Below are 11368 nucleotides of genomic sequence, written 5' to 3'. Positions count from 1 at the left end.
GTGGTGGACGATACTGGGCTTGAACCAGTGACCCCCGCCTTGTAAGGGCGGTGCTCTCCCAACTGAGCTAATCGTCCAAATAGGAACAGATATAATTAAGGAAGTGGTGGACGATACTGGGCTTGAACCAGTGACCCCCGCCTTGTAAGGGCGGTGCTCTCCCAACTGAGCTAATCGTCCTAATTATATCTATCAGAAACGCCAAACTTCAAAAGAAGTGGTGGACGGTACTGGGCTTGAACCAGTGACCCCCGCCTTGTAAGGGCGGTGCTCTCCCAACTGAGCTAACCGTCCGTCTCTGTGGTGGCGTATTATAGGGAGATCGTATTTACTGTCAATACAATCACGTTAATTTTTTTAGTTTTTTTGTTAAATTTGAATCAAATGAAGAATATTTCATCAGACTGGGGTGTTTTATCACCTTTTTCATTTATCCACGGTGTTCAAAGGTGTTAACCATCGGAATAGCCTGTTAAAATATCGGTATTATTTTATCCTGGTTTTGTTTAAATAAAACCGTTTCCTGTTTTAGTGAGATTGATATGAGCCTAACAACTCGATTTGCACCTAGCCCTACAGGGTATTTACATGTCGGTGGTGCCCGTACCGCCCTTTATAGTTGGTTATATGCACAGAAGAACGGCGGTGAATTTATTCTTCGTATTGAAGATACTGATTTAGAGCGCTCTACTCAAGAATCTGTTGATGCCATTATGGATGGTATGAACTGGCTTAATTTGTCGTGGACCAAAGGCCCGTATTTTCAAACTGAGCGTTTTGATCGTTATAAAGAAGTCATTCAACAATTGATTGACTCAGGTAATGCATATCGTTGTTACTCAACAGCAGAAGAAGTTGAAGCAATGCGTGAAGAAGCTCGCGCGAAAGGTGAGAAAGAAAAATACAACGGAATGTGGCGTGACAGAACCGATTATCCAGAAGATAAGCCATTTGTTATTCGCTTTAAGAACCCTCTTGACGGTAGCGTTGTGATTAATGACTTAGTTAAAGGTGATATCGTCATTTCGAACGAAGAACTTGATGATTTAATTATTGCTCGTTCAGATGGGTCACCAACGTATAACTTAACGGTTGTTGTTGATGATTGGGATATGGGAGTAACGCACGTAGTTCGTGGTGATGATCATGTCAATAATACACCGCGACAAATTAACATTTTAAAAGCATTAAATGCACCTTTACCTGAATATGCACATATTCCGATGATTTTAGGTGACGATGGCAAACGTTTGTCAAAACGCCATGGTGCGGTTTCAGTGATGCAATATCGTGATGACGGGTATTTACCTGAAGCATTACTGAATTATTTAGTGCGTTTAGGTTGGTCTCATGGTGATCAAGAGATTTTCTCTCGTGAAGAAATGATCGAATTGTTTGATTTAACTGGTTGCAATAGAGCACCTTCAGCCTTTAACACTGATAAATTGATATGGGTAAATCAGCACTATATGAAATCACTTGATCCAGAATATGTTGCCGAACATTTAGCTTGGCACATGAAAGAGCAAGGTATTTCAACAGAAAGTGGTCCAGCATTAAGTGAAATTGTTAAGGTGCAAGCAGAACGCGTAAAAACATTAAAAGAAATGGCGCAAATATCACGTTACTTTTACCAAGATTTTACTGAGTTTGACGCAACTGCAGCGAAAAAGCATTTGCGACCTGTAGCGGAACAACCATTGCAACGTGTTAAAGAAAAGTTAGCGTCTATTTCTTCTTGGCAAGGTGAAACGATTCAACAAGCAATTAATGCAACGGCAGAAGAACTTGAATTAGGCATGGGAAAAGTAGGCATGCCATTGCGTGTAGCTGCTACTGGTGCAGGTAATTCTCCTTCGTTAGATGTGACACTTGCTTTGTTGCCTCAGGAGAAGGTATTAACCAGAATAGATATGGCATTGGCGGTAATTGAAGCGCGAAAAGCGAATAGTTAATGTTGTTAATAATTTCTAAAGCGCCTTTAGTGGCGCTTTTTTTTTGCAAAAAATTTAGTAAAAACAGGTAAACCAGTGTGTTGCTTATTTTTAGTACGCCTGCAACGAGAAAAAAACACTATTAGCAAATATATCAAGCTGTTCTATGATATTCCTAGGTTGTTCATTTTAATTTATTGTGCTAAATACTGGTACGATCAGATTAAAAATATAACAAATTAAAACGGATATTAGCTTGGGGAGTTAGCTCGTGAAAATTACCATTAAAAAGGCGTTAAAGCCTGCCATTGCTATAGGTATAGCAAGTTTAGTTTCAGCTTGTGGAAACGATTATAAGTACGACAGTGTTAATCAATTAACACCAGCGGAACCAGAAACACCTACACCACCAACAACTAAGGCACCTTTACCTACGTTTGCGCCTGAAGGTATGTTATCAGCAAATATAAGATGGACAGACTACGGCGTACCGCACGTTAAAGCCGACAATTTAGAAAGTTTGGCTTATGGAGTAGGTTATGCATACGCGAAAGATAATATTTGCATACTTGCAGACCAAGTTGTGAAATATAATTCACAACGTTCCATGTATTTCGGACCCGATTTAAATCCTGGCTCAGGTGATTCAGAACATCTTATCAATGATTTTGGTTATCTTACACTCGGTATTAGAAAGCAGGCTGAGCAGCACTTTAATGGTATGTCAGAGAATAGCCGAGCCCTGTTAACGGGCTATGCAGCTGGATATAACAAATATTTAAGTGAAAACGCTGATGAAATCGATCTAAGTTGCGCTGGTCAGCCTTGGTTACAACCTATCACAAATATAGATGTACTAACTTATTCTTTAGGTGTGGCATTATTACCCGGTGCTGCAAACTTTTTAGGGCCAATGTTCTTAGCTGCGCCTCCTGGCGAAAGTTATTTACCTTACCCTAAAGCAGCGAGTGCTTCTGCAAGCTCAATTAAGTATGCGCCAAAGGTTAAAATGCCAGAACGTAATCCGTTAGATTTAGGTTCTAATGGTTGGGGTTTAGGGAAAGATAAAACAGTAAATGGTAAAGGCATGGTATTGGCTAACCCACATTTTCCGCATACAGGGAATTTAAGGTTTTGGCAATTTCATAGCATTATTCCTGAACATATGAATGTTATGGGAGGGTCTTTATCTGGCATGCCAGGTGTAGTGAATATTGGCTTTAATGATAATGTTGCTTGGACTCATACTTTTTCGACTGCAGAGCATTTTGTGGTGTATCAGTTGACGTTAGATGAATCTTTACCGGGTAATAATCAAGTTATTGACGGCGCACCTCGGGCAATTGAAGAGCAAGAGCTTGTAATTGATGTTGCTGTTGCACCAGGTCAAACGATTAAATTAGCGAAGAAAAGTTACTCTACGGTTCAAGGCCCGATGATCGTTGTTCCTGGCAATTTTGAATGGTCTGAAAGTGGTGCCTATGCAATTAAAGATGCGAATCTAGGAAATTTTGATATTGTCGATCATTGGCTAGCGATGAATGTTGCTAGCAATATGGATGAATTTAAACAGGCATTTAAGTCACATGATGGCGTTATTTTTAATAATACTATGTCAGCTGACAAAGAAGGCAATGTCTTTTATATTGATGATTCAACGGTACCTAACTTAACCGATACTGCTATTCATGAGTTAACAACGAACCCGTTGCTTATCGGAGCTAAACAGCTTGCAGGATTTACAGTTTTACCTGGTCATATTTCAGCATTTGTATATGAAGGGGCCGTACCGTACGATAACGCGCCAAAATATGAAGGAAGTGACTACGTACAAAACTCTAACGATAGTTTTTGGCTTACGAACGCAGAATCTCCTATTACGGGGGTTTCTCCGCTATATGGTCAAGTTGGAAATCAACAATCTTTACGTTCAAGAATGGCGCATAAGCTTTTAGCTGATGCAGCTGGAGACGATGGATTCTTTACTATCGAGGAAGTAGAAAATGCATTGCTTGGCAATCGTAATTATTTAGGTGAAGCGGTATTAACAGATCTATTAGCTGCATGTACCGAGCAAGGTAGTACACCAGTAAATGGTACGGATATTAGCGCAGGTTGTGGTGCTTTATCGGCATGGGATGGCACAATGAACCTAAACAGTAGTGCGGCTCACTTGTTTAGAGAGTTTGCTTTCCAATTTTCGACTAGCCCTCAGTGGTCTGTGCCTTTTAATGAAGAAGATCCCATAAATACACCAAATACACTTGCTTCAAATTCAACTATTTTAGCGCACTTTGCCACGGCGATTGAAAAAGTAGAACAAGCAGGAATCGCCTTAGATGCAACTCTTGGTCAAGTGCAATTTGTTGAGCGTAGCTTACCTAACGGACAAGCGTCAGGTGTTAAATATCCTTGGGGTGGAGCGCATAATATTGAAGGCGGTTTTAATGTCTTTAATAACCGTCGTCATACGGCAAATAATGGTACTTTATTACCAAATCATGGCTATGAAACACAAGACGATACCTCAATCTTAAGTACAGAAGCTGGTGGCTATCATATTGGATACGGTAGTAGCTGGATGACTGTAGTGAACTTTACGGATGAAGGGCCTAAAGCGAAAGGTTTATTAACTTACTCGCAATCAAGAGCTTACGGTACTGAACATAGTACAGATCAAACTCAGCTTTATTCAATGGAGCCGCAGCTTAGGCCGTTACGATTTACTGAGGCAGAAATTGAAGAGAATAAAATTAAAGAAATTACTATTACCAACGCGCAATAAAGTTTAATCACGGATAAAAAAACGAGTGCTAGGCACTCGTTTTTTTATGTTTGTTGATAAAGGTATTACAATCACCAGAATGGGTATTATCAATGAGGTATTGTATTTTCCATTGTTTATCGGTGTGAATTAGTTGAAAGCTATTTACCCCGCAATGACTTAATTTACCATCAATATAAAAAGCATAAGGGGTCCAAATACTTGCAAGGTTATCGCTAACATGGATAGAAATTGATAATAATTTTTCATCTAAATATTTCTCAGAAGTTCCCACAAAATGCGCAAATTTTGGTAGTTCAGATCGTGTTACAACGTTATCAATGGTTACCCTTTCAAGTTGAGCGTCTTGAGTAAATTGTGCCAATAGTTTATTTCCGTCGTGCTGTCTCATTGCATCAAATAAGTTATTAACGGCTTTTATGGGGGTATTTTCTGTTGCGAAAACATTGGGAGTGATAAGTAAAATCAGCAGAGTAAAAATGGTGTGTTTCATTGGTTATCCTCATTATTATTTTACATTATGATAATTGATCGTGACAAAAGTTAAATAGCGAAAGCATATGCATTTGTAACGAGTTATAATAACTAGGTAATCGTATAAGTATTGTAATATATAAGGTAATAATTTTGCATTTTAATGACTTTGGTTTTGACAAACGTTTAATGTCTACAATAGAACATTTAGGCTTTGAACAACCAACAGATATTCAACACCAAGCAATACCGTTAGCAATGCAGGGGCATGATTTAATAGCTTCAAGCAAAACGGGCTCAGGAAAAACACTAGCGTTTATCTTGCCTGCAATGCATAGAATTTCTAAAATGCGTGCGCTTTCTAAGAAAGATCCAAGAGTGGTGATATTAACGCCAACACGCGAGTTAGCAAAACAAGTATTCAATCAGCTTCGCCTATTTACAAGTGGTAGTGCGTTTAAAGCAGCGTTGATCCTTGGAGGTGAAAACTTTAATGACCAAGTAAAAGTATTAGAGAAAGATCCGCATTTTGTTGTCGCTACCCCAGGCCGTTTAACGGATCATTTAACCAAAGGGCACTTTTATTTAAATGGGTTAGAAATGTTAATTCTTGATGAAGCAGATCGCATGCTTGATTTGGGTTTTTCAAAAGAGTTAACGCTGATCAATGATCGCGCCGATCATCGTAAACGCCAAACATTAATGTTTTCTGCAACATTAGATCACGCACAAGTGAATGAATTTGCTCTCAAGCTTTTAAATAAGCCTAAACGTGTTGCAATCGGTGCTGCTCATACTGAGCATAAAGATATTAATAAACGTTTTTATTTAGCGGATAACCTTGATCAAAAACAAGTATTGTTAACGCACTTTCTCGCAAAAGAAATATCACAACAGTTAATTATATTTACTGCGACACGTTCAGATACAGAAAGGTTAGCTACTGAATTAGAACAGCAGGGATACAATACCGTTGCTTTAAGTGGAGAATTATCGCAAAGCAAGCGTAACCAAATTATGGAAAGTTTTGCTAAAGGGCAACACAAAATATTGATCACCACAGATCTTGCCTCAAGAGGCTTAGATCTAACGAATGTTTCCCACGTTATTAATTTTGACTTACCTAAACATACTGAAGAATTTGTCCACCGAATAGGGCGAACTGGTCGCGCAGGAAATAAAGGTGATGCCATTTCATTTGTTGGGCCAAAAGATTGGTTAAGTTTTAAAAACATTGAAGCTTTTTTACAACAGTCATTTAGCTTTTCAACGGTTGAAGGTATTAAGGTTAAGTTTTCTGGTTTAAAAGCGAAAAAATCCAGTAAAATCAAAGATAAAGTCAACAAGCCGAAACAAGAAAAAACCGCGGCTAAGAAGTTACCGCCGAAAAAAGTGCGAAAAGTTAACTTCGAAAAAGATGTTGGTGATTTACCTATATTGAAACATAGCCGTGCAAAGTCTTATAATGACATTGATCGTGATGATGAAGGTTGAGGAACAGCCACTTATCACTTAGGTATCTATTAAAGTCATGAGGTATGAAAATGGCAAGGAAGTTCGAAATCATAGAAAAAGACTGGTACAAGCGCCGCACAATACTGGGTAAAGATATAAAGCCTGTGCATGTAGCGATACCGGATTATCAGCCGGTACATAATTATATTTGTAATATGATTGTTAGCTATGATGATGATTCATTAAAAACCTTGATTGCTCGTGTGCTGTATAACGAATTGACGAGTAAGTGGACTGTCGATGGCATGGAGGTTTCGGTAATGGTTATCGAAATGTCTAACGAAAATGCCGGCGATATGTTTAACCGACAAGTAGGTTAAACATGACTAATCTGGCTAGCTGTTTGTGCGGAAAAATAGCTTTTCGTGTGCAAGAGTTTATGTCGGCTGTGGCTCATTGTCATTGTACAATGTGTCGTAAATTTCATGGCGCGGCATTTTCTACTTTTGCTGAAGTTAGCCTCAAACATATTAGTTTTACGCGTGGTGAAGCGTTACTTCAAAGCTACGTTGCCGATAATAACAGTGTGAGAAAGTTCTGCAAATGTTGTGGGTCAAGTCTGATCTTCGAATCAGCATTTAATCGCTCAGATAATACCATTGAAGTTGCCCTTGCAGCGTTCGATCATATTGAAGCAATAAAACCTAACGCACATATTTATGTCGCAAATAAAGCTCCATGGTTTGAAATCACTGACAACATACCTCAATTTACACATTTTAGAGTATAAAATTTACAGTCGGTGTAACCTAACTTAGTACCGACTGTTGATGTAAGGGTTAGGTGGTGGCTACAAAATTTCCGTGAAACCCTAACGGAATATGGTAGGGCAGCCAAGCTCGACAAACAGGGCCATTTGATAACGCTTTAACATCAAAAATATTTAAGCAGGTTCTTTTTGAAGGTACATGTAGGGCAGTTCCTATTAAGTAACCTTCACCTTCTTTATTTGTTGGACTAACAGCAATATGCTCTTCCACTAAAAAGTCTTTACCATAAACATATTGTTGAATTTTTCCATTTGAAATATGGTAGTTAGAAACAGTATCATTCCAAAGCATTGTTTCTGTTGAGCCAATGGTATAAAGCTCATGGTTTCTCAAACCAACCTTTTCATTATTGATACGTGGAAATTCGCTATTTTCCCCAATGTAGTCATGCTGCACTGTGCCATTGGGCTTTAAAGTAAACAATGTTGTTTTAGCCGTACTTAAAGATGTTGGATTTAAGCCTTTCATTAGAGTATTCATGTGATGTAAAACATCAACACTTGAATACAAACTGGCATCAAAGTGAATGCTGCCATCGCTTTCCTCCCAAGCATTTCCATAATGAAAAGCAAACCCTGGCGGTAAGTCAAAACGCTTTTTCAATGCTAAGGTGGCTTTATCGACAACTAATACTTGCATTGGCAATTGATCGTTAAATTCAATAGCATTAAAAAAGCCTGATGTTGTATTGTTTTTTTCTAATGAGGGTAAAATAAGTAAGATATGTTTATGGGTTATCAGGAAGTCATGCAACATACCGCCGCGATAGCTCGTTTTTATTAAATTAACATTGCGAGTAACACCGTTGGCATTTAGCTGATAAAGCACAATATGACCTGTATGTGACAGGCCAAAATTCCATATATCACCGTTAGCTTCAATTTTTGGGTGTGCAGAAAATGCCATCCCTTTTAACGTATTGCCGTAATCGCTATTTCTACCTAAGTTAACGTATTCTAAGGTGCTTAGGTCTTTTTTTGAAATCGAAACTGGGGAGCCAGCTTCCCATAGTGCCCATAGTTCACCGTTAACTGGGATGATATTTGTGTTTGCGGTATTTATCGCTTCAGGCGTAGAAACGGGCAAGCCATTAATCACTTTGCTATCTGGTCCAGAATATAGAAACTTCCCCGCTTGTTGTTCTTGTTGATATTTACGTGTTTTTACGAACTTACCTTGATGATAAATTTCTCCATTTTCAAAATGAAAATCTTGGATCATGCCATCGCCTTCAAACAAATGTTGATATCGTTGTTGGCCGCGTTCAAATAACGCAGCACCGTTGCGATAAAAGCTTCCTTTAATGTTTTTAGGAATTGTACCTTCTATGGTTAATCGTGTTTTAGAAAACTCCTGATGCGTTCCCTGAAACCCGATTAGATTTGGGTTGTTAAGCAGTGCTTTATCAAATAACACTTTATTTTCAGCGAGCGAGTCTGTTTCTTGCTGCAGAAATGCTGCAAGAGACTCTGTTGCTGGTAACATTGTTGTGGCTGCCCCCACAACTAAAGATTTTAATGCTTGACGTCGTTCCATTGTTACCCCCCTTAGTAGATGACTGTAGAGTGCGTGGTTACGTCACTATCGACAATACTCACTTTCATATCCTGATATTTGGCTGGGCCGAAATTTCCTTTTGCATTATTTGAGTAACCGTAGCCTTCTGTTGGAATGCCAATTAAGTTAGTGGCTAATTGGTTATCGTTATTTTCATCGTGAAAATAACGAATGGCATATTCACCATTTTCTAAGTTGCTAAAGGTGACTATCAGAGTGCCTTCTTTCGCCATTGTTTGTTGAGCCATCATTGGGTTATTTGTTTGGTAGTTTGATTCACCATTAAACAACTGAGCTAATATCTTTCCTTGATTACTTTTGACTTCACGAATTTCTAATTGTAAAGAGTGACTAAAAACACTTGAGGTTAAGGTCAATAATGCTGTAGCAATTGTTAGTTTAATTTTCATTTTATCTCCAAAATTTTATTTAACGATTTGTGTATTAATTGCGTCTAGAAAGACGTTAAAATGAAAGTTAATTAACAACGAGTAAACATTCGTTTAGCATGACAATTACTACGTGAATTAAACATAAAAGGAAGAAAACGATTTGGCGAATCGTGAAATACACATTAAAAATCATAAGCTAATAAAGTCATATGATCTTAAAAGTACAATTAAAAATTTAGTGTTCTTAATGATATTTAGTAGTTTTCTTGCTTTTCTGAGACCTTTCGGAATGGATGAAATCAGTCTAATCTATGCATGGTTTTTCTGGTTGGTTGTTTGTTTCTGTGGTTTTGTTATATATAGTCCAATCATTACCTATGGTGACGAAATACTTGCCCGTTATCTTCATAAGAATATAAACAAATATTGGTTAAGAGTTAGTATTTCTACATTTGTTGCGACCGTAGTAATGTCATTTGTCATACCATTCATCATCTTAATGTTTTTTGATACAACATCGTCATATTTAGCGTCAATCCCACAACATTTTATTACCGGTATCTTTATTGGCGGCTTGATCACTTTTATATTGACTGTGCACAGTTTGTATCAAGATCAGAAAGTAATCATTGGACAGCAATCAACTGAACTTGCAAATCAGCAAAAAACTGATAATTATCAGCAGTCACCTTTAGTCAAAAAGTTTATCGAACAATTACCATTAAGTGTTAAAGGTGATCTAGTTTGCTTACAAATGGATGATCATTACTTGAACGTTTATACAGAAAAAGGAAAGCATTTGTTGTTAATGCGTTTCAAAGATGCGTTAACCATGCTTGAAGATTATCCCGGTTTACAAACACATCGCTCTTGGTGGGTTGCTGAAAAAGCAATAATAGGTACCCGTAAAGAGGGAAGAAAATTGATCTTACTGTTAAATAATAATGTAGAAGTACCAGTCTCGAATACTTATTTACCCGCAGTTAGAGCGTTGATCTGATCACGCAACACTTGCTTTTACTTTTTACTATGATGTACTAAAAAGTAAATTTAACTGGGAAGCAATGATTATTATATTTTCGTTCATAAAAGCTGTCGTTCTCGCAACTTTGCTAAGTGCTATTAGTACTAACGTTTGGGGATTTAGTGAACAAAAAACTAAAGTTCCGCTTCCAACACATATTTCTATTGCTGCACCTGAAATACGACCACTTGTTTATATTGATGAAAACGGAAATGTAGCGGGAAAATTCGTTACTATGTTCGAGCAATTTAGTGTTAGAACAGGGGTAAATGTAGATATTACAGTGATGCCGTGGGGTAGAGCGTTACAACAAGTGAAATCAGGAACATTCGATGCGTTGATGCCTACATTGTTCACCGAGGAGCGTTCAAGTTACCTTACTTTCCCTAAAGTTCCATTAGTGGTTTTCTCTGGAAGTGTTATTTTACAGCATCGACAAGATACTCGTGAGATCGCATCATGGGATGACATTAAGAAAGCCCAAATCGTAAAAGTAAGATCAATGAATCTCGGTGAAAACGTTGAGCAATTATTTACTAATCACAGAAACAGCCTGATAGAAGTAGTGAGGATCACTGATGGTTTGAAGATGCTACAACATCAGCGTGTTGATTTTGTGGTAATGGACGCTTTAATTGCCAGTTCATTGATTGAAGAATTAAGACTAGAAAATACCTTAAAAGTTATTCCTCATCCAGAAGAAGCACGACTAATCAATTCTTATTTGGCTTTCTCAACATCATTTGCAGAGCAATTTGATGTTGAAAAAATCATGGGATTAATTAATCAATATAATGATCCAGATAAATATATAAAATAACTAGAGCGTGTTGATCTTTACTGTTTGAGTTTTGTTCAAGGTAAACGCCTTCTGATCGCGGCACTTGGATTCTTGCATAGTCATTCTATGGTTAATT

General features: G+C 37.8%; 10 protein-coding genes and 3 tRNA genes. 7 read left to right on the top strand and 6 right to left on the bottom strand.

Going from position 1 to position 11368, the window contains the following annotated elements; genetic code table 11:
• Position 1: 1 nt before the first annotated feature.
• The 3 genes from Q4489_RS17860 to Q4489_RS17850 all read right to left on the bottom strand — a co-directional run bounded on the left by Q4489_RS17860 (position 2) and on the right by Q4489_RS17850 (position 294).
• A tRNA-Val gene (locus tag Q4489_RS17860) sits at positions 2 to 77 on the bottom strand.
• 27 nt (positions 78 to 104) lie between these two features.
• Positions 105 to 180 (bottom strand) — tRNA-Val (locus Q4489_RS17855).
• A 38-nt stretch (positions 181 to 218) separates the two neighbouring features.
• Positions 219 to 294 (bottom strand) — tRNA-Val (locus Q4489_RS17850).
• 248 nt (positions 295 to 542) lie between these two features.
• Between Q4489_RS17850 and gltX the strand changes: the two genes are divergently transcribed.
• Both gltX and Q4489_RS17840 read left to right on the top strand, forming a co-directional pair.
• A complete protein-coding gene (gene gltX / locus Q4489_RS17845) occupies positions 543 to 1955 on the top strand; it encodes a glutamate--tRNA ligase (protein ID WP_303483200.1) in 1413 nt (470 codons plus the stop codon).
• Between the two features lie 250 nt (positions 1956 to 2205).
• Positions 2206 to 4719 carry an acylase gene (locus tag Q4489_RS17840; protein ID WP_303483197.1) on the top strand — a complete coding sequence of 838 codons (2514 nt, stop codon included), beginning with the start codon at positions 2206 to 2208 and terminating at the stop codon, positions 4717 to 4719.
• A gap of 28 nt (positions 4720 to 4747) precedes the next feature.
• Here Q4489_RS17840 and Q4489_RS17835 read toward each other — a convergent pair whose 3' ends face one another.
• Positions 4748 to 5212, bottom strand: coding sequence for a hypothetical protein (locus tag Q4489_RS17835; protein WP_303483196.1), 465 nt, complete (start codon positions 5210 to 5212; stop codon positions 4748 to 4750).
• Positions 5213 to 5346: 134 nt separating this feature from the next.
• Here Q4489_RS17835 and Q4489_RS17830 point away from each other — a divergent pair, with 134 nt between their 5' ends.
• Genes Q4489_RS17830 through Q4489_RS17820 form a run of 3 tightly spaced genes read left to right on the top strand, consistent with a single transcriptional unit; the run spans position 5347 to position 7438 of the window.
• On the top strand, positions 5347 to 6687 hold the full coding sequence (locus Q4489_RS17830; RefSeq protein ID WP_303483194.1) for a DEAD/DEAH box helicase: 1341 nt from the start codon (positions 5347 to 5349) through the stop codon (positions 6685 to 6687).
• Positions 6688 to 6737: 50 nt separating this feature from the next.
• The gene (locus Q4489_RS17825; RefSeq protein WP_303483191.1) at positions 6738 to 7028 is read left to right on the top strand and encodes a hypothetical protein; all 291 of its coding nucleotides are present in this window, start codon (positions 6738 to 6740) and stop codon (positions 7026 to 7028) included.
• Between the two features lie 2 nt (positions 7029 to 7030).
• The gene (locus tag Q4489_RS17820; RefSeq protein WP_303483188.1) at positions 7031 to 7438 is read left to right on the top strand and encodes a GFA family protein; all 408 of its coding nucleotides are present in this window, start codon (positions 7031 to 7033) and stop codon (positions 7436 to 7438) included.
• Between the two features lie 49 nt (positions 7439 to 7487).
• Here the strand turns inward: Q4489_RS17820 and Q4489_RS17815 are convergent, their stop codons facing one another.
• Together Q4489_RS17815 and Q4489_RS17810 are read right to left on the bottom strand one after the other, a co-directional pair.
• A complete protein-coding gene (locus Q4489_RS17815; RefSeq protein WP_303483185.1) occupies positions 7488 to 9014 on the bottom strand; it encodes a carotenoid oxygenase family protein in 1527 nt (508 codons plus the stop codon).
• An 11-nt stretch (positions 9015 to 9025) separates the two neighbouring features.
• Complete coding sequence (locus tag Q4489_RS17810; protein WP_303483182.1) at positions 9026 to 9445, bottom strand: DUF2141 domain-containing protein; 420 nt, start codon at positions 9443 to 9445, stop codon at positions 9026 to 9028.
• 271 nt (positions 9446 to 9716) lie between these two features.
• On the opposite strand from Q4489_RS17810, the gene Q4489_RS17805 reads away from it, so the two are divergent.
• Together Q4489_RS17805 and Q4489_RS17800 are read left to right on the top strand one after the other, a co-directional pair.
• On the top strand, positions 9717 to 10427 hold the full coding sequence (locus Q4489_RS17805; RefSeq protein WP_303483179.1) for a LytTR family DNA-binding domain-containing protein: 711 nt from the start codon (positions 9717 to 9719) through the stop codon (positions 10425 to 10427).
• Between the two features lie 64 nt (positions 10428 to 10491).
• Positions 10492 to 11271, top strand: a complete 780-nt coding sequence (locus tag Q4489_RS17800; protein WP_303483177.1) for an ABC transporter substrate-binding protein — start codon at positions 10492 to 10494, stop codon at positions 11269 to 11271.
• Positions 11272 to 11368: the final 97 nt, after the last annotated feature.

Source organism: Thalassotalea sp. 1_MG-2023, from assembly GCF_030546745.1.
GTDB lineage: Bacteria > Pseudomonadota > Gammaproteobacteria > Enterobacterales > Alteromonadaceae > Thalassotalea_C.
Note: the sequence above shows the minus strand (reverse complement) of the source record. Positions and strands in the feature narration are given on the sequence as shown.